The following is a 24,636-nucleotide window of genomic DNA, read 5'->3' as shown; positions in this document are numbered from 1 at the left end:
CCTTGAGGATGCCCGAGGGCGGCAATAACAGTGAAGGATGTGACCCAGGTGTCGTTGTTGGCAGGTCAGACCGCGGTAATCACGGGCGGAGCGCAAGGATTGGGTCTTGCCATCGCGGAGCGCTTTGTCGCCGAGGGAGCCCGGGTTGTGCTCGGTGACGTCAATCTCGAGGAAACCCAGGTCGTGGCCAAGCAGCTGGGAGGTGATGACGTCGCGGTCGCGGTCCGGTGCGACGTCACACAGGCTTCCGACGTCGAAACCCTGATCCAAACCGCGGTCGAGCGCTTCGGCACCTTGGACATCATGGTCAACAACGCCGGAATCACCCGCGACGCGACCATGCGCAAAATGACCGAGGAGCAGTTCGATCAGGTCATCGCCGTGCATCTGAAGGGGACCTGGAATGGCACCCGGCTGGCCGCCGCGGTCATGCGGGAAAACAAGCGTGGCGCGATCATCAACATGTCCTCGGTGTCGGGCAAGGTCGGGATGGTCGGGCAGACCAACTACTCCGCCGCCAAGGCGGGCATCGTCGGCATGACCAAAGCGGCGGCCAAAGAGCTTGCCTACCTGGGCGTCCGCGTGAACGCGATCGCCCCCGGATTGATCCGCTCCGCCATGACAGAGGCCATGCCGCAGCGTATTTGGGATTCAAAGGTTGCCGAGGTGCCGATGGGCCGGGCCGGTGAGCCCAGCGAAGTCGCCAGCGTGGCGCTGTTCCTGGCGTCCGACTTGTCGTCGTACATGACCGGCACCGTCATGGAAATCACCGGCGGCCGACACCTATGAGTGTGATCCGCGAAGCCGTTATCTGTGAACCCGTCAGGACACCGATCGGGCGTTACGGCGGAATGTTCAAGGCGCTGAACGCCGTTGACCTCGGCGTCACCGCGCTGAAGGGCCTGCTGGAGCGGACCGGGTTGGCGCCCGAGTCGGTGCAAGACGTCATCCTGGGTCACTGCTATCCCAACAGCGATGCGCCGGCGATCGGGCGCGTCGTGGCGCTGGACTCGGGCTTGCCGGTGACGGTTCCTGGCATGCAGGTCGACCGGCGTTGCGGCTCGGGCCTGCAGGCGGTGATCCAGGCGTGCATGCAAGTGGGTGGCGGCGACAACGATCTCGTCATCGCCGGTGGCTGCGAAAGCATGAGCAACGTCGCGTTTTATTCGACCGACATGCGCTGGGGCGGCGCTCGCGGCGGCGTCCGGGTGCATGACGGGCTGGCCCGCGGGCGCACCACCGCCGGTGGCCGGCACTACCCGGTCCCCGGCGGCATGCTGGAAACGGCCGAGAATCTGCGCCGCCAGTACGAAATCTCACGCCAGGAGCAGGACGAGCTGGCGGTGCGATCGCACCAGCGTGCGGTGGCCGCGCAGAAGTACGGCATCCTGTCCGAGGAGATCATCCCGGTGGCGGTGCCCACCCGAAACGGCGAGGAACTGATCGACACCGACGAACATCCGCGCGCCGACACGTCGGTCGAGTCCTTGAGCAAGCTGAAACCCGTCCTGCTGAGCCAGGATTCAGACGCCACGGTGACCGCCGGCAACGCCAGCGGGCAGAACGACGCGGCGTCGATGTGCGTGGTGACCACGCCCGAAAAGGCCGCCGAGTACGGTCTGAAGCCCTTGGTTCGCCTGGTGTCGTGGGGGCTGGCAGGGGTGGCGCCCGACATCATGGGCATCGGTCCGGTGCCGGCCACCGAGGTGGCGCTCGCCAAGGCCGGCCTGCGGCTGTCCGACATCGACCTCATCGAACTCAACGAAGCGTTTGCCGCGCAAGCGCTCGCCGTCATGCGGGAATGGAACTTCAGTGCCGCCGACCACGAGCGCACCAACGTGCACGGATCCGGGATTTCCCTGGGCCACCCGGTCGGTGCGACAGGTGGGCGGATGCTGGCCAGCCTGGCGCGCGAGCTCAACCGTCGCGAGGCGCGCTATGGGTTGGAGACCATGTGCATCGGCGGCGGCCAGGGACTGGCCGCCGTGTTCGAGCGGGTCGCCCCGACGTGACCGGTCCCCTGAGCGGCCTCACCGTCGTGGAGGTGTCCAGCTTCGTCGCCGCCCCGCTGTGTGGCATGACGCTCGGTCAGCTTGGCGCGGAGGTGATCCGCATCGATCCGATCGGTGGCGCGTCCGACGTCCAACGGTGGCCACTTTCAGCGGACGGCACATCGATCTACTGGACCGGCCTCAACAAGGGAAAGCGTTCGGCCACCATCGATTTGCGGTCTCCCGACGGGCAAGAGCTGGTCCAGCGGCTCATCGTCGAGGGGGACGGCGTGGTGGTGACGAACGCCGCCGGCCTGTCCTGGCTCAGCCACGACACATTGACGAACAAGCGTCCCGACGTCATCCACGTACAACTGCTCGGACGCGGCGACGGTTCCACCGCAGTCGACTACACGGTCAACGCCGGCATCGGATACCCGCTCGTCACCGGCCCCGCCGATCACGCCGGCCCGATCAATCACGTGCTGCCGGCCTGGGACGTGTGCTGCGGCTTATACGCCGCGCTGGCCGTCGTCACCGCCGTCCGCCGCCGGGACGGAAGCGGTGCGGGCGCGCGGATCAGCCTGGCGCTCGAGGACGTCGCCCTGGCCACCGCCGGGAACCTCGGACTGCTTACCGAGCCGCAAGTCACCGGCACGCAACGGCAGCGCCTGGGCAACGCCATCTACGGCCAGTACGGACAGGACTTCACCAGCGGCGACGGCGCCCGCTTCATGGTGGTCACCCTGACCCGCCGGCACTTTCGCGACCTGGTCGACGTGACGGGCACCGGTACCGCGGTAACGGCGCTCGCTGAGGCGCTGGGTGTCGACTTCGGCTCCGAGGGTGACCGCTACCGATACCGCGACGTGCTGTCCGGCCTTTTCGGCACCTGGTTCGCCGACCGCACCGCCGAGGAGATCGCCGACGCGCTGTCGGGCACCACGGTGCTGTACGAGCGGTACCGCACCTTCGCGGATGTCGCGGCGGGCCCGAAAGTGACCGCCAACCCCCTGTTTTCCCTCCTGCGCCAGGAGGGCCTGGGGGACTATTTCGCGGCCGGCCTGCCGGTCGCGTTCGACGGCGCCCACCCCGCCGCCACATCCGCGCCGGGCCTGGGGCGAGACACCGCCGACGTCCTGGAGCGGCGTCTGGGACTGACCAGGGCCGACATCGAACGCCTGACCGAAGCGAAGACAATCGCTTGCTGAGCAAGCCAAGACGAAAAGACAGCGCATGACGAAACTCGCCCAGACCCTCGGGTTGACCGAATTCCAGACCGAAATCATCGGCACCGTACGGCAATTCGTCGACAAGGAAGTCATCCCCAACGCCGCAGAGCTCGACCGCGGGGACACCTACCCACAGGACATCGTCGACCGGATGCGCGACATCGGCCTGTTCGGGCTGATGATTCCGGAGGAGTACGGCGGCTTGGGGGAATCGCTGCTGACGTATGCGCTGTGCGTCGAAGAGCTGGCGCGCGGCTGGATGAGCGTGTCCGGGGTGCTCAACACGCACTTCATCGTGGCCTACATGCTGCGCCAGCACGGCACCGATGCGCAGAAGGAGCGGTATCTGCCGCGCATGGCGACCGGCGAGACGCGGGGGTCCTTTTCGATGTCCGAGCCGGAACTGGGCTCCGATGTCGCCGCGATTCGTACTCGGGCGGCGCGGAACCCGGATGGCGACTACACCATCACCGGCCAAAAGATGTGGCTGACCAACGGCGGAAGCTCGACGCTGATCGCGGTGCTGGTTCGCACCGACGAAGGGGCCGACAAGCCGCACCGAAACCTGACCACCTTCTTGGTGGAGAAGCCAACAGGTTTCGGCGAAGTCGTGCCCGGCGTCGTCATACCCGGCAAGATCGACAAACTGGGCTACAAGGGGATCGATACCACCGAACTCATCTTCGACGGCTACCAGGCAAGCGCCGACGACGTTCTCGGCGGTAGCCCCGGGCAGGGCTTCTTCCAAATGATGGACGGCATCGAAGTCGGCAGGGTCAACGTGTCGGCCCGAGCGTGCGGTGTCGGCATCCGGGCCTTCGAGCTTGCGGTCCGCTACGCCCAGCAGCGCCACACCTTCGGCAAGCCCATCGCCGAGCACCAGGCCATCGCGTTCCAACTGGCCGAGATGGCCACCAAAATCGAAGCGGCACATCTGATGATGGTTAACGCGGCCCGGCTGAAAGACTCGGGGGAGCGTAATGACGTGGCCGCCGGAATGGCCAAATACCTGTGCAGCGAGTATTGCACCGAGGTCACCCAGCAGAGTTTCCGGATCCACGGCGGCTACGGCTATTCCAAGGAGTACGAGATCGAGCGGCTGATGCGTGACGCTCCGTTCCTGCTGATCGGCGAGGGCACCAGCGAAATCCAGAAGAACATCATCAGCAAGCGACTGCTCGCCGAATATCGGGTGTAGCGATGACTATCCCGGATTTCGCCGCGCGACCGCAACTTTCGGACGATGTCGCGCGCTTCATCCGTCGGAGGATCTTCGATGGAACCTACGTCGCGGGATCCTACGTCCGCCTGGATCAATTGGCCGCCGAGTTGGGAATCAGCGTCACACCGGTGCGGGAGGCCCTCTTCGCCCTGCGCGCGGAAGGCCTGATCGCCCAACAGCCCCGACGGGGCTTCATGGTGTTGCCGGTGACGGGTCGCGACGTCACCGACGTCGCGAACCTGCAGGCTCATGTCGGTGGTGAACTCGCCGCGCGGGCCGCGTCCAACATCACCGATGACCAACTGCGCGAACTCAAACAGATCCAGGCGGAACTCGAAGACGCGTACGCCGGTGATGATGACGAGCGCACGGTACGTCTCAACCACCAATTCCACCGCGCCATCAACGTTGCCGCAGACTCACCGAAGCTCGCCCAGCTGATGTTGCAGATCACCCGCTACGCACCGGAATCGGTGTTCCCCGCCATCGAAGGTTGGCCGGAACAGTCGATGAGGGACCATCGGCGCATTTTGTCCGCGCTGAAAAAGCGTGACGACCAGCTTGCCCGCGCGGCGATGTCGCAACACCTTGCCGCCGGCGCGATTCCACTGATCGATCACCTCACCGCCCGCGGGGTGGTCATGGACGCGGGTCTTCCGCCGTCGCGCTGAACTCGACTGGCTATTGTCGCGCGGATAGGCCTCGGCCTACGCTGCATCTGCGGGGGCGACCAGGCAGAGCGAGGAAACATGTCCCGAACGCTTCGCGCATCCGCCGTCTTCATTGCAACGGTGACGGCTATGGCCGTCGCGGCACCGGCGCACGCCGACCCGCTCGACCCGATCCCCGGCAACGGCGTTTTCGTCGTAGGGCCTGACATCGCACCGGGCCTCTACCACACGGGCGGCTCGGGGTCGGCCTTCGGCGTGTGGATCAACAACGTGCCGACCCAGGACTCCATGTGCTCATGGTTCACCTACAGCACACCGGATGCGAACAAGGACCATGTGCTCCAGACGAATACGTCGATCGGTCCGATGTACGCGAATATCAACACGTCGGTGAAGGCCTTCGAGTCGCAGAATTGCCAACCCTGGACTCGCGTTTCCTAGGGTCGGTCCGCGTCGACCAACATCGCACGCAACCGGCCGGTATCGACCTTTCCGGTGCCGCCACGCGGGACGTCGTCGTCGGTTTCCAGCAGCAGCCAAACCGCCGGTACCTTGAATGCGCTCAGCAACTTTCGCGCGGCCCGAGCGAGTCCATCGGCGGTCACCGCGCCCTCGCACACCACGGCCGCGCCCACCCGTTCGCCCGCCGTTCCGGGCACGCTGGTGACGAAGGCGCTCTGGACGCCGTCGATGGCGCGCAGCGCGCGTTCGACCTCGCTGGGGTAGACGGTGGCGCCGCTGACCTTGAACATGTCGTCGGAGCGTCCGCGGTAGAACAGGAATCCGTCTTCGTCGAGCCGGCCCAGGTCGCCGGTGGGGTAGAAGCCGTCGGCGGTGAAGAGGTCTTCTCGGCTGCGACCGCAGATGCCGCGCAGTGTGTGCGGGCCTCGAATCTGGATCATGCCCACGGCGGACGCCGGCGCGGGCTCGCCGCTCTCGGGATCCACGATGCGAACTTCCATGCCGGGGAAGGGCTTTCCGCAACTGCCCCACGCCGCCTCGGGCATGTCGGTGTCGGCGGGGTAGCCGCAGTATGGACCGAACGCCTCGGTCATGCCGAACAGTGTGGCCCGAGCGCCGGGCCGGGCCCACTGGTCGGGCGGGAGCAGGGCCTGCAGGCTCCCCGGTCGCAGGGCCGACAGATCGGCGCCGGCCGTGGCGGCGTGCCGGGCCAACGTCTCCGCTTGGTCCGGCCACCCGCGAAACAGCGTCACCCGCTCGGCTTCCAACAGGCGCAGTGTGGTCTCCGGCCGCGGTATCTCCTCGGTCACCAGGGTGGCGCCGGCCACCAGGGCGGAGAGGATTCCGCTGCCGAACCCGCCCACCCAGAAGAACGGCATGGGTAGGTAGAGCCGGGTGTCGGCGGTGATGCAGCGCGCGGCCAGGCCCGACCGTACGGCGCCCAGAGCGCTGCCGTGAGAATGCACGACCCCCTTGGGCGCACCACTGCTGCCGGAGGTGAACATGATGGCCAACGGATCGGCGGCCGTGACCGCCTCCGTCATGGCGCCGACGATTCGGCGGACCCGGTCGCCGGCGGTGGCGTCGGCGAGCTCGTCGGCCGTCCAGACCTGGCGCAACGCAGGGAGTTCGGGCTGCAGGTCGTGGAGTTCGTCGAGGTAGCGATGACCGCGGAATTCGTCGACGCTGACCAGGAATTGCACGGCCGCGACACGCAACTGCGCGGCGAGCTCGCCGGCTTGCAGCAGCGTGCTCAGCGGTACCAGGACAGCGCCGATGCGGGTCAGTGCGATGGCGACCTGCACCCAGCGAGTGCTGTTGGGCATGACCAGCCCCACCCGGGTGCCTTTGCCCACACCGGCTTCGACGAACGCCGCCGCCAATGCATTTGTGCCGGCATCGAGTTCCCCATAACTGATCCGGGACGCAGGGTCGATCACCATCGGTGTGTCCCCGTTGCGTTCGGAGCGGAACCGTATGAGTCGGTCGATGGTGTCAGGCATCGAAGAGCTCTCTGAGTCCCCGTGTGTCGACCTTGCCGCTGGAGAGCAACGGTAGTCGGGAGCGCGGCACGGCGAGAAACCGTCGCGGGACTTTGTACGCGGACAATTCCGCCTTCAGCGCCCCGCGCAGCGCCGCCTCGTCCAACGCGGCGCCGTCCGGAACCACCACGACCGCCGCGACCAGCTGTCCGCGTTCGGCATCGGGGACACCCACGACATGGGCGTCCAACCCGCCGGTGACTCTGCCGATAGCCCGTTCCACCTCGTCCGCCGAGACGTTGGCGCCCGCCGTTTTGATCATCGTGCTGAGCCGGCCGAGGTAGTAGAAGAATCCGTCGGCGTCGGCGCGCAGCAGATCGCCGGTGTAAAACCAGCCGTCGGCGTCGAAGCACTCCTCGCGACTGCGTCGGTAGTAGCCCTGCATCACGTACCCCCCACGGATGCACAGCTCCCCGATCTCGCCGACGCCAACCGGTAGTCCGGTTTCGGTGTCGATGATTTTGGTGTCGAAGCCGGGTGCCGGCTTGCCGAACGATCCGCGCCTGTTCTCGGGCTGATCGGTTTCGTCGTCGCTGATCAATACGACGCTGCCGGCTTCGGTCATGCCCAGCATGTTGTGCCGCAGTTCCGGATCGGCCGGCCGAACGTCGGGCGCCATGATCGGGTACAGGTTGCCGCGTCGCATCGAGGACAAATCCCGGCGCGGGAAGCTCGGATGATCGGTCAGCTGTGCGATGCCGGCGCTGAAACCATTGGCCATGGTGGGTCTTTCGGCTTCGAGCAAGTCGAGCGTTTCACCGGGATCGACGGCATTGGAGCACACCAGCGTCGACCCGGCGACCAAAGTGGCGAGCAGCCCGAACGCGAAGCCGCCGATCCAGAAGAAGGGCGAATTGCAGAAGAGCTTGTCGTCGGCCGTCAAACCACGAATCCTGTTGAGGTTATGCTGATGTCCGAGCAGCGCGGCCTGTGTGTGCACGACCCCTTTGGGAGCACTGGTGGAACCCGACGTGTACACGATGGCCAGGGGATCGCAGCCGCGGACATCGTCTTCCGTCGCCTTGAGCAGCGCGGGGGTTACGGTCGCGGCCAGCCGGTAGAACCGTTCGATGTCGCGGACGCGGCGCACCGCGCCCGCGCGATAACCGATGCCGACCTGCCGCAGTTGGGGTGCGGTTGGGGCGAACAGCCGACGGTCGGATTTGAAGTCAGGGTCCGCCAGCACCTGTTCGAGCCGTTGAACGTAGTCGTGGTTACGGAATGCCGCTGCACTCAAAAAGATTTCGACGTCGCTGTCGAGCAGCTGCTCGCGCATCTCGCGGGGCGTGACGAAGGTGGAGAAGGGCACCACCACCGCGCCGATCCGCCCCGCCGCCAGCATTCCGACGACGAACTCGGTCCCGTTCGGGTAGAGCAGGCCCACATGGGTGCCCTTGCCGGCCCCGATGGCGATCAGCCCGCGGGCGAGCTCGGCCGAGCGAACCTCGGCTTCCCTATAGCTGATGCGGTTCCCGTCGCAGACGAGTAGCGGGTGGTCTCCGCGCGAGTGAGCCTGGTGTTTCAGGACCTCGGCGACCGTCGGGGTGTCACCGCGCATGGTCGCTGTGGTCGGCTGCGCTGAAGAACCGCTGGACCGCACCCAGATCGGCTTTGCCCGACGGTGTCCGCGGGATGGCGTCGACGATCGCGATCTCGGTGGGAATCTCGTAGCGCGCCAGCCGACTTCGCAGATGGTCCACCAGTGCGTCGGGTTCGACGGATGCCGGCGCGCGCAGTTCCACCATGGCGACCGGTATCGCGCCGAGGCGCTGGTCGGGCCGGCCGATCACCGCCGCCCCGGCCACCGCGGGGTGGCTCTCCAGGGCGGTGCGCACGTCGTCGGGCATCACCTTGAACCCGCCGCGGATGATCGCCTGGTCGGCCCGCCCGACGATCCAGACGAAGCCGTCCGGGTCGATGCGCGCCATGTCCGTGGTCCGCATCCACTGAGTGGACGGCCCCAGCTGGGCCGGCTTGACTTCGAGGAGACCGACCTCGTCGGGGCCGAGCGGCGTGCCGTCGTCGGCGACCACCCTGAGCTGCGCGCCGGGGTTGGCGCGGCCGACGCTACCCCGTTTTGTGGTCCAATATCGCTGGTAGTCGGGCAGCGTCCAGCCGGCCACGCCGCCACCGAACTCCGTTGCTGCATAGGAGGTTAAGACCGGGATGCCGTACTTGTCGGTGAAGGCATCGGCGTCATCGGCCGTCAGGGCGGCCGTGCCGCAGGTGACGGCGCGGATGCTCTCCAGGTCGGCTTTCGGCACGTCGGAGTGCAACACTGTCCGCAGGGCCGCGGGCACCAGCGAGACCGTGCGCGGCCGGTGCCGGCGCACCGCCTCGGCCCATGCGTTCAGCTCGAATCGTTCCAGCAGTGCGAACGGCCTCGCCTCGGCGATGCATTGCAACACGCGGAACACGCCACCAATGTGCACCAGCGGCGAGTTGACGATCGCGACGCCGCGCCGTAGCTCGGTGGGCGACGGGCCGCGGTCGGTCTCGGGGCCCATCACGCTGCGCGCCAGCATGTCGTAGCCGAGGTCGATTCGTTTGGGCGGGCCCGTCGTACCGCTGGTCAACATGCGCACCGCGACGCCGGGGCGCGGGTCGGTTTCGGGCGCGGGAGGAACCGTCTTGCAGGCGGGCTGATCGTCCAGGCGACCCGAGATCGCCACCGCGGTCGCGCCGGTCGTCGCGGGCACGAGTGCCGCCAGGTCGTCGTGTTCCCCGATGATCAGCGGCAGCCGCAGTCCGGCGATGTCGGCCCTGGTGCGCTCGTCGCCGCGAGACGGGTTGATGACGACGACGGTGCCGCCGCCGAGCAGCACCCCGAGAAACGCCGCCACCTGACCGGGGCGGTTGCGCAGCAGCATTCCGACTTCTGCGCCAGCGGTAAGGACAGCGATGTGCTGTGCCATGGCGCCCACTCGGGCCCACGAAATCCATTGGCGGTCGTATTCGATCGCGTGCGCGTCCGGCGCCAGGTTGACTACGTCGGCGATGCGTTGACTGAGCGGGTGCGGAGGCATCAGCGGATTTTCGGCGCGCGTGTGGCGCCTTCGCCGCTGGAATTCTTCTGGGCGGCAAGCTCCGCTGCGCCGAGCGGATTCCCCAGCCGGGTATAGATCAGCCCTTGCTCCATGGCCGTGCGGTAAGGCTTGTCGAGCGACTCCCAAATCGCCTTCACCGTGCCCTGAGTCGCGGTCGGTGGCTTCGCGGCGATCGTCGCGGCGATCTCGTGTGCCCGATTCCAGAGCCGATCGGCGGCGACCACCTCCGACACCAGCCCGATCCGTAACGCGGTGTCGGCGCCGACCCGCTCGTCGTTGCCCATCAGGGCGACGCGCAATGTCTCGCCGAGGCCGATGCGCCGCATCAGGCCGATCGGCTCCAGCGCGCAGACCAGGCCGGCCGATACGTGCGAGTCGAAGAACGTGGCGTCCTGCGAGCAGATGACCACGTCGGATTCATTGATGAAGTAGAACGCACCCGCGGTGCACATGCCCTGAACGGCGCAAACGACCGGCTTCCACATCTTCTGCCACTTGGGGCTCAGCGCTTCGCCGGGATCCTCGTGATTCCAGATGTTTTCGGGTTGCCCGTAAGGGGCTTTGATGTCCAGGCCGGCGCTGAACGCACGGTCGCCGGCCGCCCGCAGCACCACCGCATTGACCGACTGGTCGAGTTTGACCATGCGCCACGCGCGGGCCATCTCCTCACACATGGTGCGGTTGAACGCGTTCAGCTGTCCGGGCCGGTTCAGCGTGATGGTGGCGACCCGGTCGGTCTCGTTGACCTCGAGCAGGATGGTCTCGAACGTCATCGACATTGCCAATCGGGCTTGCGTTTCTCGACGAAGGCTTTGGGCCCTTCCGCGGCGTCCTCGGTCCGCAGCACGCGCTCGCGGAACGTTTCGGCCATGATCTCGGCTTCGTGCAGCGGCACATTGAGGCCCTTGAGGATGGCCAGCCGGGTTCCCCGAACCGCCAGCGGCGCATTGGAGTTGACGATGTCGGCGATGTCGTGTGCCCGCTCGAGAAGCCGGTCGTGTTCGACGATTTCGCTGATCAAACCGAGTTCGTAGGCGCGTTGTGCGCTCATCCGTTCGTGCTTGCCCATCAACGCCATCCGCAGCGCAATGGAGCGGGGCAGCGCGCGCGACACCCGCACCATTTCCCGTCCGGCCACCAGTCCGATGCTCACATGCGGATCGAAGAAAGTTGCTTGCTCCGAGGCGATCACGATGTCCGATGTGGTGACCCAGTCCATACCGGCGCCACAGCACAACCCGTTGACCGCGGCGAGCACGGGCTTGGCGGCCGTGCGAAACGGGGGAGTGCCCTCCTGCGGAGCCTCCCATTGGTCGTAGGTCGACAGGTACGGGCGCTCGTAGATCACCTTGCCGTCTTCGGGGATGGCCTTGACGTCGGCGCCCGTACAGAACGCCCGCCCCGTGCCGGTGACGATGGTGAGCCAGACCCTGTCGTCGTTCTCGGCCTCGTCGTAGGCGGCCCGCAGTTCGGTGATCATGTGCGGGCTGAGGGCGTTGAGGGCGTCCGGACGGTTCAGCGTGATCGTGGCGGTATGCCCGTCGACGTCGTAGTTGATGGTGTCGAACGAGTCAGTAGGCATCCTGCTCCCTCATCGGCCCTGAAATTTCGGTGGGCGCCGCTGGCGGAAAGCTTCCAGGCCTTCCTTGAAATCGGCTGTCCGGCAGGACAGCTCGAGATTGAACAACTCCTGGGTCATAGATTGGCTCAGCGTCGAGTGCTGGCCGAAGCTCAGGGCCTGCTTGGCCAGACCGATCGCCGCGGTCGGTCCGGAGGCCAGGCGCTCGAGCAATTCCTCGGCTGCGCCGTCGAGCTCGGCGGGGTCTAGGGCTTGGTGGATCAATCCCCAGTCGGCAGCGTCCGCCGCGCCGACCTTTTCCCCGAGCAGGAGCATTCGCCTGGCTCGTGCCAGGCCGACCAGCCGGGGCAGCAGCCACGTGGCGCCCGAATCGGGGCTGAAGCCCCGGTCGACGAAGGGCTCCCAGAACACCGCATCGTCGGCGGCGACCGTGAAGTCGGCTGCCAGCGCGAGGTTGCAGCCGAACCCCGCTGCCCATCCTCGCACGCTACAGAGCACCGGCAGCTGGATGCTCGCGACGAGCTCGATCACCCGATGAGCGGCATGGGGGATCCGCCGCACCAGATCACCGCTGCGGGGGCGCTCCCGGTCGTTGGTGGCCACCCAATCCACTCCGGCGCAGAAGTCGTCACCGCCCCGGATTTGAACCGCACGCAACGAATCGTCGGCGGCGGCATCGGTCAGCGCCTCGACCAAGGAGCCAATCATCGCCTGAGTCAACGAGTTACGTCGGGATGGGCGATCCAGCGTCAGCCGCAGCACGGCGCCGTCCCGGTGCACTGTCACCGAACCGTCGGTACCGGCCGCGTCGGCCTCCTGACTCACCGTCGAATCCGGCCTTTCTGCCGATACGGTTACCCATACAGTAGGCAATACGATTGATACGCTGTATAAGTTAGCAGGGTACGCTGCCGCCGGAAATAGCCGGGCCGGAACCCGAGCGAAAAGAGACGAGCATGGCCTTGCAAAAGGGGCGAGCCGCACCGGTGTCGCCGGGCGCCGGCGACGCCAAATTCGGCGAGCGGCCCCTTGCCCAGACCATGGCCGCCGCCGACGCGATGAGACGCCTGAGTTCGCTGCTGCTGTCACTCGAGCATCCGCATCCGACGGTTGACACCATGGTGGACAAGTTCGCGCAGTGGGAGCGCGAGCTGGCTGCCGCAGCTCCGGTGGACAACGCACCACGAATCGGCGACATCCCCGACGACCCCCGCCGGGTGTATCTCAACCACGCGACCGACATCGGCGCATATAACCCGTGCTTTCCGAAGTATCTGTTCGACCACCTCGACGCTGAGAAGGCTACCGGGCGGGTCGATTTCCCGATGGTCTACGAGGGCCCGCCGGGATTGGTGCACGGCGGCTTTCTCGGCGTCTTCTTCGACTGCGTCATCCAGCACCACAATTGCGTCGCCGGCCTTTCGGGCAAGACGCGGTCACTGACCGTGACGTTTCGTCGACCGACGCCGATCTTGACCGAGATGCGGTTCGACATCGCTCGCTCTCAGATCGAGCGCGGCATCGCATCGACGGCGCGGTTGCTGCTCGACGATGAGGTGCTCTGCACCGGCGAGGTGAACACTCTGGCGTCGCCGCCGGAGAAGCTGGCCGGGTTTCAATTCGGCAGGCGCCGAAAGGAGTCCGATACATGACTGCCCCGAACGCCCCGGACGATCGCGTGCTGTTCGAGGTCGACCGCGACCGCCGCATCGCGACGATCACCCTGAACAATCCGGCGCAACGCAATTCCTACGACGCGGCCATGCGCGAGGCCGTCGCCCGGTGTCTGGATCGGGTGGCCGAAGACGACGACCTGACGGTGGTGCTGTTGCGCGGAGCCGGTGGCGTCTTCTCCACCGGGGCCGACATGAACAACGCGTATGGCTGGTACGGGCAGCAGAGCCAAGCGGGCGATGACCCGTCGACCAGGCGCCGCCCCAGCCAGCGTCGGCGACTCACCGTGGACCGCAAGTCTTTTGGCTTCTACCACAACTTCATGGGGTTCCCCAAGGTCACGGTGGGTGAGATCGCCGGTTATGCGCTCGGCGGAGGGTTCGAGATGGCACTGATGACCGACATCTCCGTGATAGCGCGCGACACGAAGATCGGCATGCCGGCGACCCGCTTCCTCGGCCCCGCGCTCGGCAGCCTGCACATGTTCTTCCACCGGCTGGGGCCGGTGCTGGCCCGGCGCCTACTGCTCACCGGCGACATTCTCGAGGCCCGCGAGCTCGAGCATCTCGGGATCTTCACCGATACGTGCGATTCAGCCGCTGTCCCGGCGCGGGCGCGGTACTGGGCCGAGAAGGCGGCGAAGATGCCCGCCGACGGAGTGGTGATCGCCAAGGAAGCGTTCCGTCTCGTCGAGCAAAGCCAGGCGTACCAGGGCGAGGAAGTTGCCAGCTATCTCTTCCACGCCTTCGGCACCAACCTGCAATTCGGCCCGGACGAGTTCAACTTCGTCAAGACCCGCGCACAGCACGGAACCAAGGAAGCGTTCCGGCTCCGCGATGAATACTTCGACGTGCCGGAACCCGAAGCATAGTAAGCTGATTCGAGGTCTGCTACCGTGCGGCCGGGGCTTTGGTGCGCGCCCGCGACGCAGGGGACTTGGCGGCCTTGCGTTGCCGTGGCGGCGCCGCCTTGCCGGCCTTCGATCCCTTGGCATCCTCGATCAGCCGGCCGGCGTGATCGAGGATGCAACCCAGGCCGTATTCGAAGTTGGTCTCGTCAGGGGCGCCGATCCGGTGACCGATCCGGGTTACCTGAGCGAGCAAAGGGGTCTTCTCGGGATCGATGGCGACGGCGTCCTCGATGGCACGCGCACCCACGTCGGAGGACTGGTTCTTCTCGTACAGCCGCTGCAGCACCACCGATCCGCGGACGTGCACCGAGACCGCCGAGTAAGTATCGAAGGCATCCTCCGGCGTCAGGCCGGCCTCGACCAAGTTGGCGATCGCCTTCTCCATCTCCTCGGCGCCCAACCGCGCCGCCTTCGGGCTGAGCGCGGCCCGGATCAGAATCAAGTCGCACAGAATCGGGTTGCCCATGAACGTTTTACGCATCAATCGCGCGTGGTTACGCAGCGTCTCGCGCCAGTCGCTGGCCTCGACGTAGGGGGTAGCGAACACATACTTGCTCAATGCGCGATCCGTCATCGCGTTGAGCAGGTCGTCCTTCTTGCGGAAGTACCAGTAAATACTGGTGACCCCGACCCCAAGATGTTTGCCCAGCAGCGGCATGCTCAAGTTATCGATCGATACTTGCTCCGCGAGTTCGAATGCGCCACTGATAATGTCATCGGGATTGATGGATCCGCGTTCGCGTCGCTGACGCTTATCGGCGGTAGCTTGCTTTGCCACTACGGGCACCTCCATCAGGATGTATCCTGTGCATACGGTCGGCGAGGCCATGCCGGCTCACCTGCGCATACGTGGGCGTTTTCACCGCTCGACGATGACCGTCAACCGGGGTTTTCTGCGCTTTTCCATCTGCTACTGTAATACCTATCGTAGGCTTTTTGGTAACGAAGGCTGGACGGGCGAAGATGACCGGGCGCCCGCCATTGACTGAGTCACCCGATGGGGCACTGGAATTGCCATGGATTTAGGCCTTGCGAGTGCCGCAACGGTAGTAGTCGGCGGTAGCCGCGGGATGGGTTTGTCGGCGGCCCGTTGCCTTGCGGACGAGGGTGCGCGGGTGGCCGTGGTCGGCCGCAGCCGTGACGCGCTCGACTCCGCGGTCGCCGATCTGAGAGCACGCGGTAGCGCGGATGCTCTTGGACTCGTCGCGGACATCGGCGACGCCGGGCAGGTTGACGAGGCATTCGCCGGCCTCGCCCGGCGATGGGACGGCGAACTCAATGTGCTCGTCAATACGGTCGGGCCGGGCGCGGCGGGCACGTTCGAAGATTTGACCGACGAGGAGTGGCGCCAAGCCGTCGAAGACGGCGTGCTGGGGATGGTGCGCTGCGTCCGAGCGGCACTTCCGCTGCTGCGCAAGGCGCAATGGGCGCGGATAGTCAACTTCTCGGCGCATTCGACCCAGCGGCAGAGCGTCATGCTGCCCGCCTACACGGCGGCCAAGTCGATGCTGACGAGCGTCTCGAAGAACCTGTCGTTGCTGTTGGCCAAGGATGAGATCTTGGTCAACGTGGTGTCGCCCGGCAGCATCGCGTCCGAGTCGCTGGTCGGCTGGGCGAAGTCGGTGGGTGTCGACGGCGACGACCCCTACGCGCTAATGGACGCCATCGCCAAGCACTTTGGCCATCCGGCGCACATGCCGCGGGCGGGCCTGCCCGAGGAAATCGGGCCGGTGGTCGCCTTCCTCGCCTCGCGGCGCAACTCGTACATGACGGGGGCCAACATCAATGTCGACGGTGGTTCGGACTTCACCTAACCGCCCGGATCGAAGAAAGCTCGGCTGAGAAGGAGTCGACTGTGGCGACGGCAAGTGAGGCGCGCGCCTGGGCGCGGGGGGCGTTGCGCGGTATCGGCGACTCCCTGTACACCCCGTTCTGCGGCCCGGACGGTGACGACATCGACTGGGAGGCATACCGGACGCTGGTGCGGTATTGCGTCGGCGACCTCGGACACCCCATGTTGTGGTGCACCAGCGGCCTGGCCGAATTCTGGTCGCTGACCATCGACGAACGAAAACGCTTGCTAGAGGTGGCGATCGAAGAAGCCCGCGCCGTCAACCCCGACGTCGTCGTGCAGGCTTGCACGGCGGCTATCGCGGCGAAGGACTGTCTGGACTTGACGCTGCACGCGCAAGAGGCCGGCGCCGACATCGCCTACATCCAAACGCCGATGATGGAGGCGCACGGGGGCGAGGGTGTGCTGCGATTCTTCAAATACGTCGCTGCCCGCACCGACATCGCCCTGGGCATGTTCAACTCACCGTCGTCGGGTTACGTGCTGACCGCAGCCGAGAGCGCGCGGATCTACGACGAGGTGCCCGCGGTGTGCGCCACCAAGGAGGGCGCCTTCCGGCCGGCGAACAGCCGCATGCTGCACCAGCTGGCGCCCGGCCTGGTGCTGTGGGAATGCGACAGAACGGTCTATCGTGCGGGATGGCTGCGCGACGGGATCGTCTGCCCGGCGCAACTGGGTACCGCGGGCTACCTGTTCGAGACTCCGCAGCGGCGATTGTTTTCCCATTATTGGGATTTGGTGCAAAGCGACAAGCTGATCGAGGCCATGGATTTCGGTCGTGAGTCGAGGCTGGACCAGTTCGATCTCGACGTCGGATCCTGGTGGACCTGTTACCCGGCGCGCCCGGATTACTTCACTCATTGGGGCGGCGCGTTCAAATACGCGGCCTCGCTACTGGGCTTGCCGATAGGCGCGTATCCGCATTCGCGGCCGCCGCAAGCGGAGTTGCCACCCGAGGCCAAGTCGCAGATCGCGGAGGCCTACCGCCGCCTCGGGCTTATCGGCACCTAGCGTCCAAACGCCTGCGCTGCAAGCGAACTCATAAGCGAAGACCCGGCCACCGCCACGGTGACCGGGCCCTCACCAGCTGATTACTGTTCGGCCTTCTGGCGCGCCTCCGCCGTCTTCGCCCTGCCCCGGGCCTTCTCGGCGGCGGCTTCCTTCTTCGCCGCGCTACGCTGCGCATCGGCCTTGTCCTGCTGGGCCTGACCCTCGTTGACCAGATCGTTGCGGCCGATGATCGTGCCGATGATCTCCTTGGCCTTACCGAACACAGCCTCAACGATGCCCTGGATCGCCTCAACCGGGCCGCTCTTGATGTCAACCATTGCGTTTCCCCTCCTTGGTAGTGGGTATCTATGTTGGCTTTCCCGATCCGGCGGTCGGAGAAAACGTGATTGGGACGTGGCGCTCGCCACACTGCTGGTGCGGGCCGCCGGCCGGCCGATCCGCGGTCCCACCGACCGCGGTCGTCGGTCCGGTTCACTGGCGAGAAATGCGCTGTTCGGCGGGGGTGCGCAGGGGCGTGGCGGCGGTTGTGGAAAACGGTACCGATAGGTATACAGTATGCGTACAAAATATCGCGGAAACCGGTCGGCGATTGGCGAGGAGGTACCGGGGGAGATGTCCGGCAGCGACGGCGCTTCCGACGACGCAGTGCTCTACGAGGCCACCGGCAGCGGCGTCGCGATTTTGACCTTCAACCGTCCGGACCGCCTCAACGCCTGGGGGCCGGACATCGCCGCCGCGTTCTACACCGCGATCGACTGCGCCGACCACGACCCGGCCGTCCGGGTGATCGTGCTGACCGGGCGGGGCAGGGGTTTCTGCGCCGGCGCGTATCTGGGCACGCCGAGTTCTGCACCCACCTACGGCGACACGATGGAGAAGGCGAGTCAGACCAACATTGCCGACTTGGTCGGGGAACGGCCGCCGCATTTCGTGACCACGCTGCGCAAGCCCGTCATTGCGGCCATCAACGGCGCCTGCGTCGGGATCGGCCTGACCCAGGCGCTCATGTGTGACGTCCGGTTCGCGGCCGCCGGCGCCAAGTTCGCCGCCGTCTTCGCCCGGCGCGGGCTGATCGCGGAGTTCGGCATCTCCTGGATCTTGCCGCGCCTCACCACGTGGGGCGTCGCCCTGGATCTGCTGTTGAGTGGCCGCACCTTCCTCGCCGAAGAGGCGGCCGAGCTCGGCCTCGTCAAGGAAGTGGTCCCGCCCGAGGATCTGATGAAGCGTGCGCTGGACTACGCGGAGGACATCGCCCGCAATTGCTCACCGGCTTCGATGGAAGTGATCAAGAGGCAGGTATACGGCGACGCCACCAGCGATGTCGTGGACGCCACCTCGCGCGCCGAGATCCTGCTACACGAAGCCATGCCGCGGCCGGACGTCATCGAAGGCATCACCAGCTTCCTCGAGAAGCGGCCCCCGCAGTTCCCCTCGCTCGACTCGACCGACGCTTAACGTTGCCGGTAATGCCGGAAAGGAACATCATGGCCACTTTGGATTACAAGGCGATTGACGTCGACAACCACTACTACGAGCCGTTGGACGCCTTCACCCGCCACCTGGACAAGAAGTTCAAGCGCCGCGGCGTGCAGATGCTCAGCGACGGCAAGCGCACCTGGGCCGTCATCGGGGACCGGGTCAACCACTTCATCCCCAACCCCACCTTCGACCCGATCATCGTGCCCGGCTGCCTCGACTTGTTGTTCCGCGGCGAGATCCCCGAAGGCGTCGACCCGGCATCGCTGATGAAAGTCGAGCGGCTGGCCAGCCACCCCGAGTACCAGAACCGCGACGCGCGGATTGCGGTGATGGACACCCAGGAAATCGAAACAGCGTTCATGCTGCCGACTTTCGCCTGCGGCGTCGAGGAGGCGCTCAAGCACGACATCGAGGCGACCATGGCGTCGCTGCACGCATTCAACCTGTGGCTCGACGAGGACTGGGGTTTCGACCGGCCCGATCACCGGATCGTTGCCGCGCCGATCGTCTCGCTGGCCGACCCGGCCAAGGCGCTCGAAGAGGTCGAGTTCGTGTTGGCGCGCGGCGCCAAGCTGGTGCTGGTCCGCCCGGCGCCGGTGCCCGGTGTGGTGAAGCCGCGCTCACTGGGCGACCACAGTCACGACCCGGTATGGGCCCGGCTGGCCGAGGCGGGGGTGCCGGTGGGGTTTCACCTCAGCGACAGCGGCTATCTGCACATTGCGGCCCAGTGGGGCGGCAAGGCGACCTTCGAGGGATTCGGCGAAAAGGATCCACTGGATCAGGTACTCCTCGACGACCGTGCCATCCACGACACGATGGCCTCGATGATCGTGCACGGTGTGTTCACCCGCCACCCCGAACTCAGGGCGGTCAGCATCGAAAACGGTTCATACTTCGTGCATCGTCTGATTAAACGCCTCAAGAAGGTCGCCAACAACTACGCGCGGCATTTCCCCGAGGATCCGGTGGAGCAGTTGCGCAACAACGTGTGGATCGCTCCCTACTACGAGGACGATCTGCCCGAGCTCGCCGACGTCATCGGCATCGACAAGATCCTGTTCGGTTCCGATTGGCCGCACGGCGAAGGCCTCGAGTCGCCGGTGTCTTTCGCCGAGGAACTCAACGGCTTCAGCGAATCCGATATCCGAAAAGTGATGCGGGACAACGCTCTGGATCTGCTCGGCGTTCCGGTCGCGTCGGCCGTCTAGCCGCTCGCACAATGAGTGAATGGACTGTAGGCGCGGTTCTCGACGCCATCGCCGACGTGGTGCCCGACCGCCTGATGACCGTATGCGGAGACCGCAAAAGCACCTTCGCCGAATCCGCGTGCCGCACCAATCGGCTGGCGAATTATCTCGAGGCCAAGGGTTTCGGCGTCTACGCGGAGCGTGATGGGCTGCAGCGTTGGGAATGCGGCCAGGACCGCGTCGCACTTCTCATGTACAACGACCTGTACCCCGACATGGTGATCGGATGTCTCAAGGCACGCACCGTCCCGGTCAACGTGAACCACCACTATTCGCCCCGCGAAATCCGTGACCTGCTCGACTACGTCCGTCCCCGGGGGATCATCTACCACCGCTCACTGGGCGCCCGGTTCGCCGACGTGCTGCCCCCGATCGGCACCGAGCTGCTGATCTCCATCGACGACGGCAGTGCCGTTCCCCAGCTGCCGAAAGCCATCTCGCTCGACGATGCCCTGGCCGCCGCCGGCGCCGACCGCGGGGACGCCGGGTCTCCGGATGACCTCATCATGATGTGTACCGGCGGGACGACGGGACGCCCGAAGGGTGTGCTGTGGAGGCAGAGCGACATGTACGTGTCGTCAATGGTGGGCGCCGACCACGCCAGCGTCACCCAGATCCACGACAAGGTCGCCGCGGGCGGACAGCCGTGGTTCGCTGTCTCTCCGCTCATGCACGCCGCCGGGATGTGGACCGCCTTCTCCGCGCTCTGCGCCGGCCTGCCCGTGGTCCTCTACGACGACCGCAACAAGCTGGACGTACGGTCGGTGTGGGAGACCGCCGAGCGCGAGAAGGTAGGCATGATGACCATGGTGGGCGACGCGTACGCCGTGCCGCTGATCGCGGAGCTGCGCGCGCGCTCCTACGACCTGTCCTCGTTGAATGCGATCGGCACCGGGGGGGCCGCGACGAACGCGAAACACAAACGCGCACTAATGGAATGTTTGCCGCACATCACCATCATCGAGGGCTACGGATCGTCCGAGAGCGGCAACATGGCGTTCGGGCACAGCCGCGAAGGGAACGCGAGCGAGACCTTTCAGCCCAGGGAAGGGGCGACCGTCGTGTCGGCCGACCGGAGCCGGTTCCTGCAGCCCGGCGAGCAGGAGGTCGGCTGGGCCGCGCGGACGGGCCGGATTCCGCTCGGCTACTTCGGCGACGCGGAGGCCACGCAACGAACCTTTCCGGAGATCGAAGGACGGCGGGTGGTGATCCCCGGCGACCGAGCCACCCTCGAACCCGACGGCACCATCCGCTTGCTCGGCCGCGATTCGCTGGTCGTGAACACCGGCGGCGAAAAGGTATTCGTCGAAGAAGTCGAGGAAGTACTGCGGGCGCAGCCGGGCGTCTTCGATGCCCTGGTTGTCGGTCGGCCGAGCGAGCGGTGGGGACAAGAGGTCGTCGCGCTCGTCGCGACGCATCCTGATGCGCACGTCACCCAGGACGCCCTCTACGACGCGTGCACCGCGCAACTGGCGCATTTCAAGGCGCCCAAGGCCTTTCTCTTCGTCGAGCAGATCGAACGCCTCGGCAACGGCAAGCCCAACTACCGATGGGCCAGAGAACAAGCCATTCAACATGTTCCGGTGATCGCGCTGGTCCCGTCCGACCACGAAGGAAGTCATGAACACGAAAGCGATTGACTGCCTGGTGAACGTCCACTTCGGAGAGGCCGAATCTCAGCCGAGCTGGATGCTCAAGGTCAGGGACGACTACTTCAAGGGTCCTGAGTCGATGTTCGCCCCCGTCGACCTCTCCGAATTACTCGCCGAGATGGACGAATTGGGTGTGCAGAAAGCGATCCTGATGGACTCGCTCGCCAACCCTTCCACTACCGCGCGCAAATTCGTCGAGGCCAGGCCGGATCGGTTCGCGCTCGCCATGGGCGGGGTCAACCTGCTGCGGCCGGTGCGGTCGTTGCGCGAATTGTCGGCCGTCGCGCGCGAGCTACCCGTCGCATATGCGGTAGTGGGACCGAGCTTTTGGGGCGACGGTCAATATCCGCCCAGCGACGCCGTGTACTACCCGCTCTACGCCAAGTGCGCGGAACTGGAGCTTCCGCTGTGTATCAACACAGGCATCCCGGGACCGCCGATCCCCGGCGAGGTTCAGCATCCCATTCACCTGGACCGGGTGTGCGTGAGATTTCCCGAGCTGCGGCTGTGCATGATTCACGGCGCCGACCCGTGGTGGGACGTCGCGATCCGGCTGCTGCTGAAGTATGCCAACCTGCGCCTCATGACCTCGGCGTGGTCGCCCAAGCGGCTGCCGGAGAGCCTGCTGCATTACATGCGCACGCGCGGTCCCAAAAAGGTGATCTACGCGTCGGACTGGCCGGTATTGCCCATGCGTCGGGTCATACCCGAAGCCCGGGCGCTGGACCTACCCCCCGAGGTACTCGACAACTACCTTTTCAACAACGCACACGAATTCTTCTTCGGTGGCCAGGAGGAACGCTGAGCATGGACCGTTACGAACTACGTAGGCTCGACTACAGCCAGACGGCGGATCACGAGGCGTTGCAAGCCGCGTACCGAGACTTTTTCCAGACGCATTGCTCGATCGAAACCGTGCGCGCAGCAGAGGAAACCGGCTTCGACAAGAACCTCTGGGAGCGGTTGTGTGCGATGGGCGCAACAACGATGGCGCTGCCGGAATCCGAGGGCGGGGACGGCGCGACACTGGTTGATCTGACGTTGGTAGCCGAGGAGATCGGCCGCGCACTGGCGCCAGTGCCGTGGATCGACCAAGTCTGTACCGCCCGACTGCTGGCCCGACTCGGCTCGGTGGACTCGGACGTCGTACAGGGCACGCGACTCGCGACGCTTGACCCGCAACACGACAGCGTCTCGGGGATTCGGCTCATCCCCACCGGCTCAATTGCCGACCAGATCATCGTCCGTGACGGCGTGGACGTCGTTGCAATGACGTTCGGCACACGCCCGACGAAGGTGGACAACATTGGCCGGCTGCCGATGGCCTGGGTGGATCCTGATGCCGCCGACGGCCACACCGTCTTGGCCAGCGGATCCAACGCGATAGCGGAATATCAACGGGCACTGGATGAGTGGCGGGTGCTGACCGCGGCGGCACTGGTGGGCCTGGTGGAGGAAACCATGACGATCGCGGCCGAGTTCGCCAAGACGCGTTACACGCTGGGTGTGCCGATTTCGACGTTGCAGGGCATCTCCCACCCGCTCGCCAACATCGCGATCACAGTTCAGGGCGGTCGCAATCTGGCACGTCGCGCCGCCTGGTTCCTGGATAACGAGCCCCAGGAGCGCCCAGAACTGGCGCCTTCGGCGTTCGTGTTCATGGCGGAGGAGGCGGCCAAGGCCGCGACCATGGCGGTGCATGTGCAAGGCGGCCTCGGGGTTTCGGCGGAAGCCGCAGCGACGGCGTACCTGGTGCGCGCCCGTGGCTGGGCCCTGGCCGGTGGGGATCCCGGAGCCAGCGCCAAGTACATCGGCGAACTGGTGGCCGCGCGCGAAAGTGGAGAGGACGCATAAGTGGATTTCTCACGGGTCACGCTGTCCGCGGAGGATCAGCAGTTCCTCGACCAGGCTCGCGACTTCCTGTGCACGCATGTGACGGAAGATGTCAAGCGTCGAGACCGCGAGACGGGCGACAACTTCGACGAAGGGGTGCACCTGGCGCTGGGTGCCGCCGGTTACCTCGAACGCGAATGGAAGCCGGAGAGCGAGGGCGGCTTCACCCGGGTGCGCCGCCGCATCTGGGAGCTGGAGAAGCGGCGCGCACACGTGCCCTGGGTGACGTGGGGGACCACCGCCATGGTGGCCCGTTCCGTCGCGAAGTTCGGTTCCACCGAGTTACGGGAAGAGGTGCTGCCGGGCGTCTTCAGCGGGCATGTCCGGCTGTGCCTGGGCTATACCGAGCCCGAGGGTGGTTCCGATGTGGCCACCTGTAAGACTCGCGCGGTTCGCGACGGCAACGGCTGGGTTATCAACGGGTCCAAGATGTTTACCACCGGCGCGCACAATTGCCAATACGTTTTCTTGATCACAAACACCGACCCGGACGCCCCGAAGCACAAGAGCCTGACGATGTTTCTGGTTCCGCTGGACTCCGCGGGCATCGAGATCCAGGGCATTCGCACCGTCGACGGTGACCGCACCAACATCGTCTACTACAGCGACGTGCGGGTTGACGACAAGTATCGCCTCGGCGACGTGAACGCCGGTTGGACGGTGCTGCGCGAGCCGCTCAACGTCGAACATGGAGCAGTGTCGGCCGCCCCTGACGGGCTGCAGGACGTGTCGATCATGATGCACCAGGCCAGTTTTATGGCCGATGCGGTGGATAAGGCCGCCGGTAAAGTGGCGCAGCGGGACCCGAACGGACACAGGCTCATTGACGACGCATCGGTGGCATACCGACTGGGGCGCAGCGCCGCGCGGATGGAAGCGGCGCTCAGTGCGCCGAGCATCTACGGCCGGGTCGCCCTCGCCCAGACGATGCGCGACGTCTCCCCGGACCTGATGGACCTCCTCGGCACGGCGTCCGCGCTGCCGCTCGGCACCGACGGCGCGGCCGACGACGGTGCCGCGGAGTACGTTTTCCGATTCGCGCCGTTGGTCGGGATCTACGGCGGCACCCTTGAGGTGTTCCGAAATATGATCGCGCAGTACATGCTGGGGCTGGGCAAACCCGCTTACGCGCCACCGGTCAAGAAGGTCCCCTGATCCGTCGCCCAGTGTCGA

General features: G+C 65.9%; 24 protein-coding genes. 16 read left to right on the top strand and 8 right to left on the bottom strand.

Annotation, left to right across the window (positions count from 1 at the left end; genetic code table 11):
* The first annotated feature begins 39 nt into the window (after positions 1-39).
* The 6 genes from fabG to A5678_RS01255 all read left to right on the top strand — a co-directional run bounded on the left by fabG (position 40) and on the right by A5678_RS01255 (position 5,557).
* Complete coding sequence (fabG, locus tag A5678_RS01280) at positions 40-789, top strand: 3-oxoacyl-ACP reductase FabG (protein WP_068037543.1); 750 nt, start codon at positions 40-42, stop codon at positions 787-789.
* A complete protein-coding gene (locus A5678_RS01275; RefSeq protein WP_068037226.1) occupies positions 786-2,012 on the top strand; it encodes an acetyl-CoA C-acetyltransferase in 1,227 nt (408 codons plus the stop codon). The genes fabG and A5678_RS01275 overlap by 4 nt, the downstream gene beginning before the upstream one ends.
* 65 nt (positions 2,013-2,077) lie before the next feature.
* Positions 2,078-3,202: a CoA transferase gene (locus A5678_RS01270; RefSeq protein WP_231983550.1), complete on the top strand. Its 1,125-nt coding sequence runs from the start codon at positions 2,078-2,080 to the stop codon at positions 3,200-3,202.
* 25 nt (positions 3,203-3,227) lie between these two features.
* Entirely contained in the window at positions 3,228-4,421 is a 1,194-nt protein-coding gene (locus A5678_RS01265; RefSeq protein ID WP_068037220.1) for an acyl-CoA dehydrogenase family protein, read from the top strand.
* A gap of 2 nt (positions 4,422-4,423) precedes the next feature.
* The gene (locus A5678_RS01260) at positions 4,424-5,116 is read left to right on the top strand and encodes a GntR family transcriptional regulator (RefSeq protein WP_068037217.1); all 693 of its coding nucleotides are present in this window, start codon (positions 4,424-4,426) and stop codon (positions 5,114-5,116) included.
* Between the two features lie 78 nt (positions 5,117-5,194).
* Positions 5,195-5,557: a hypothetical protein gene (locus A5678_RS01255; RefSeq protein ID WP_068037213.1), complete on the top strand. Its 363-nt coding sequence runs from the start codon at positions 5,195-5,197 to the stop codon at positions 5,555-5,557.
* Here the strand turns inward: A5678_RS01255 and A5678_RS01250 are convergent.
* From A5678_RS01250 to A5678_RS01225, 6 genes are read right to left on the bottom strand one after another with little or no spacing between them, the layout of a single operon-like run.
* Positions 5,554-7,080 carry a class I adenylate-forming enzyme family protein gene (locus A5678_RS01250; protein ID WP_068037209.1) on the bottom strand — a complete coding sequence of 509 codons (1,527 nt, stop codon included), beginning with the start codon at positions 7,078-7,080 and terminating at the stop codon, positions 5,554-5,556. The genes A5678_RS01255 and A5678_RS01250 overlap by 4 nt on opposite strands.
* Positions 7,073-8,677 (bottom strand): class I adenylate-forming enzyme family protein, encoded by a 1,605-nt coding sequence (locus tag A5678_RS01245; protein WP_068037206.1) that lies wholly within the window; start codon positions 8,675-8,677, stop codon positions 7,073-7,075. Before A5678_RS01245 ends, A5678_RS01250 begins: the two co-directional genes overlap by 8 nt.
* On the bottom strand, positions 8,667-10,145 hold the full coding sequence (locus A5678_RS01240) for a class I adenylate-forming enzyme family protein (RefSeq protein WP_068037203.1): 1,479 nt from the start codon (positions 10,143-10,145) through the stop codon (positions 8,667-8,669). Before A5678_RS01240 ends, A5678_RS01245 begins: the two co-directional genes overlap by 11 nt.
* Positions 10,145-10,945: an enoyl-CoA hydratase/isomerase family protein gene (locus tag A5678_RS01235; protein ID WP_068037201.1), complete on the bottom strand. Its 801-nt coding sequence runs from the start codon at positions 10,943-10,945 to the stop codon at positions 10,145-10,147. The genes A5678_RS01240 and A5678_RS01235 overlap by 1 nt, the downstream gene beginning before the upstream one ends.
* Positions 10,936-11,748, bottom strand: coding sequence for an enoyl-CoA hydratase/isomerase family protein (locus A5678_RS01230; RefSeq protein WP_068037199.1), 813 nt, complete (start codon positions 11,746-11,748; stop codon positions 10,936-10,938). The genes A5678_RS01235 and A5678_RS01230 overlap by 10 nt, the downstream gene beginning before the upstream one ends.
* Positions 11,749-11,757: 9 nt before the next feature.
* Entirely contained in the window at positions 11,758-12,570 is an 813-nt protein-coding gene (locus tag A5678_RS01225; RefSeq protein ID WP_068037197.1) for an enoyl-CoA hydratase/isomerase family protein, read from the bottom strand.
* A gap of 131 nt (positions 12,571-12,701) precedes the next feature.
* Here A5678_RS01225 and A5678_RS01220 point away from each other — a divergent pair, with 131 nt between their 5' ends.
* Positions 12,702-13,397, top strand: a complete 696-nt coding sequence (locus tag A5678_RS01220; protein ID WP_068037195.1) for a hypothetical protein — start codon at positions 12,702-12,704, stop codon at positions 13,395-13,397.
* Positions 13,394-14,290, top strand: a complete 897-nt coding sequence (locus A5678_RS01215) for an enoyl-CoA hydratase/isomerase family protein (RefSeq protein WP_068037192.1) — start codon at positions 13,394-13,396, stop codon at positions 14,288-14,290. Before A5678_RS01220 ends, A5678_RS01215 begins: the two co-directional genes overlap by 4 nt.
* Positions 14,291-14,309: 19 nt before the next feature.
* Here the strand turns inward: A5678_RS01215 and A5678_RS01210 are convergent, their stop codons facing one another.
* Positions 14,310-15,122, bottom strand: coding sequence for a TetR/AcrR family transcriptional regulator (locus tag A5678_RS01210; protein ID WP_068037189.1), 813 nt, complete (start codon positions 15,120-15,122; stop codon positions 14,310-14,312).
* 223 nt (positions 15,123-15,345) lie between these two features.
* Here A5678_RS01210 and A5678_RS01205 point away from each other — a divergent pair, with 223 nt between their 5' ends.
* Both A5678_RS01205 and A5678_RS01200 read left to right on the top strand, forming a co-directional pair.
* Entirely contained in the window at positions 15,346-16,143 is a 798-nt protein-coding gene (locus A5678_RS01205; protein ID WP_068037184.1) for an SDR family NAD(P)-dependent oxidoreductase, read from the top strand.
* A gap of 41 nt (positions 16,144-16,184) precedes the next feature.
* On the top strand, positions 16,185-17,192 hold the full coding sequence (locus tag A5678_RS01200) for a dihydrodipicolinate synthase family protein (RefSeq protein ID WP_068037181.1): 1,008 nt from the start codon (positions 16,185-16,187) through the stop codon (positions 17,190-17,192).
* Between the two features lie 80 nt (positions 17,193-17,272).
* Here the strand turns inward: A5678_RS01200 and A5678_RS01195 are convergent, their stop codons facing one another.
* Positions 17,273-17,509, bottom strand: coding sequence for a general stress protein CsbD (locus A5678_RS01195; RefSeq protein WP_068037179.1), 237 nt, complete (start codon positions 17,507-17,509; stop codon positions 17,273-17,275).
* A gap of 295 nt (positions 17,510-17,804) precedes the next feature.
* Here A5678_RS01195 and A5678_RS01190 point away from each other — a divergent pair, with 295 nt between their 5' ends.
* From A5678_RS01190 to A5678_RS01165, 6 genes are read left to right on the top strand one after another with little or no spacing between them, the layout of a single operon-like run.
* On the top strand, positions 17,805-18,647 hold the full coding sequence (locus A5678_RS01190; RefSeq protein WP_068037175.1) for an enoyl-CoA hydratase: 843 nt from the start codon (positions 17,805-17,807) through the stop codon (positions 18,645-18,647).
* Between the two features lie 29 nt (positions 18,648-18,676).
* Positions 18,677-19,879, top strand: a complete 1,203-nt coding sequence (locus A5678_RS01185) for an amidohydrolase family protein (RefSeq protein WP_068037540.1) — start codon at positions 18,677-18,679, stop codon at positions 19,877-19,879.
* Between the two features lie 11 nt (positions 19,880-19,890).
* Positions 19,891-21,558 carry an acyl-CoA synthetase gene (locus tag A5678_RS01180; protein WP_068037172.1) on the top strand — a complete coding sequence of 556 codons (1,668 nt, stop codon included), beginning with the start codon at positions 19,891-19,893 and terminating at the stop codon, positions 21,556-21,558.
* On the top strand, positions 21,539-22,375 hold the full coding sequence (locus A5678_RS01175; RefSeq protein ID WP_068037167.1) for an amidohydrolase family protein: 837 nt from the start codon (positions 21,539-21,541) through the stop codon (positions 22,373-22,375). The genes A5678_RS01180 and A5678_RS01175 overlap by 20 nt, the downstream gene beginning before the upstream one ends.
* A gap of 2 nt (positions 22,376-22,377) precedes the next feature.
* On the top strand, positions 22,378-23,424 hold the full coding sequence (locus A5678_RS01170) for an acyl-CoA dehydrogenase family protein (RefSeq protein ID WP_068037163.1): 1,047 nt from the start codon (positions 22,378-22,380) through the stop codon (positions 23,422-23,424).
* Entirely contained in the window at positions 23,425-24,618 is a 1,194-nt protein-coding gene (locus A5678_RS01165; RefSeq protein WP_068037160.1) for an acyl-CoA dehydrogenase family protein, read from the top strand.
* Positions 24,619-24,636: the final 18 nt, after the last annotated feature.

The organism is Mycobacterium sp. E2733 (assembly GCF_001667585.1).
GTDB lineage: Bacteria > Actinomycetota > Actinomycetes > Mycobacteriales > Mycobacteriaceae > Mycobacterium.
Note: the sequence above shows the minus strand (reverse complement) of the source record. Positions and strands in the feature narration are given on the sequence as shown.

Excerpts from the sequence above, each read along its gene's own strand:
- A5678_RS01275 (WP_068037226.1), top strand. The coding sequence starts at position 786 with ATGAGTGTGATCCGCGAAGCCGTTATCTGTGAACCCGTCAGGACACCG.
- A5678_RS01270 (WP_231983550.1), top strand. The coding sequence starts at position 2,078 with ATGACGCTCGGTCAGCTTGGCGCGGAGGTGATCCGCATCGATCCGATC.
- A5678_RS01265 (WP_068037220.1), top strand. The coding sequence starts at position 3,228 with ATGACGAAACTCGCCCAGACCCTCGGGTTGACCGAATTCCAGACCGAA.
- A5678_RS01260 (WP_068037217.1), top strand. The coding sequence starts at position 4,424 with ATGACTATCCCGGATTTCGCCGCGCGACCGCAACTTTCGGACGATGTC.
- A5678_RS01255 (WP_068037213.1), top strand. The coding sequence starts at position 5,195 with ATGTCCCGAACGCTTCGCGCATCCGCCGTCTTCATTGCAACGGTGACG.
- A5678_RS01250 (WP_068037209.1), bottom strand. The coding sequence starts at position 7,080 with ATGCCTGACACCATCGACCGACTCATACGGTTCCGCTCCGAACGCAAC.
- A5678_RS01245 (WP_068037206.1), bottom strand. The coding sequence starts at position 8,677 with ATGCGCGGTGACACCCCGACGGTCGCCGAGGTCCTGAAACACCAGGCT.
- A5678_RS01240 (WP_068037203.1), bottom strand. The coding sequence starts at position 10,145 with ATGCCTCCGCACCCGCTCAGTCAACGCATCGCCGACGTAGTCAACCTG.
- A5678_RS01235 (WP_068037201.1), bottom strand. The coding sequence starts at position 10,945 with ATGTCGATGACGTTCGAGACCATCCTGCTCGAGGTCAACGAGACCGAC.
- A5678_RS01230 (WP_068037199.1), bottom strand. The coding sequence starts at position 11,748 with ATGCCTACTGACTCGTTCGACACCATCAACTACGACGTCGACGGGCAT.
- A5678_RS01220 (WP_068037195.1), top strand. The coding sequence starts at position 12,702 with ATGGCCTTGCAAAAGGGGCGAGCCGCACCGGTGTCGCCGGGCGCCGGC.
- A5678_RS01215 (WP_068037192.1), top strand. The coding sequence starts at position 13,394 with ATGACTGCCCCGAACGCCCCGGACGATCGCGTGCTGTTCGAGGTCGAC.
- A5678_RS01210 (WP_068037189.1), bottom strand. The coding sequence starts at position 15,122 with ATGGAGGTGCCCGTAGTGGCAAAGCAAGCTACCGCCGATAAGCGTCAG.
- A5678_RS01205 (WP_068037184.1), top strand. The coding sequence starts at position 15,346 with ATGGATTTAGGCCTTGCGAGTGCCGCAACGGTAGTAGTCGGCGGTAGC.
- A5678_RS01195 (WP_068037179.1), bottom strand. The coding sequence starts at position 17,509 with ATGGTTGACATCAAGAGCGGCCCGGTTGAGGCGATCCAGGGCATCGTT.
- A5678_RS01190 (WP_068037175.1), top strand. The coding sequence starts at position 17,805 with ATGTCCGGCAGCGACGGCGCTTCCGACGACGCAGTGCTCTACGAGGCC.
- A5678_RS01185 (WP_068037540.1), top strand. The coding sequence starts at position 18,677 with ATGGCCACTTTGGATTACAAGGCGATTGACGTCGACAACCACTACTAC.
- A5678_RS01180 (WP_068037172.1), top strand. The coding sequence starts at position 19,891 with ATGAGTGAATGGACTGTAGGCGCGGTTCTCGACGCCATCGCCGACGTG.
- A5678_RS01175 (WP_068037167.1), top strand. The coding sequence starts at position 21,539 with ATGAACACGAAAGCGATTGACTGCCTGGTGAACGTCCACTTCGGAGAG.
- A5678_RS01170 (WP_068037163.1), top strand. The coding sequence starts at position 22,378 with ATGGACCGTTACGAACTACGTAGGCTCGACTACAGCCAGACGGCGGAT.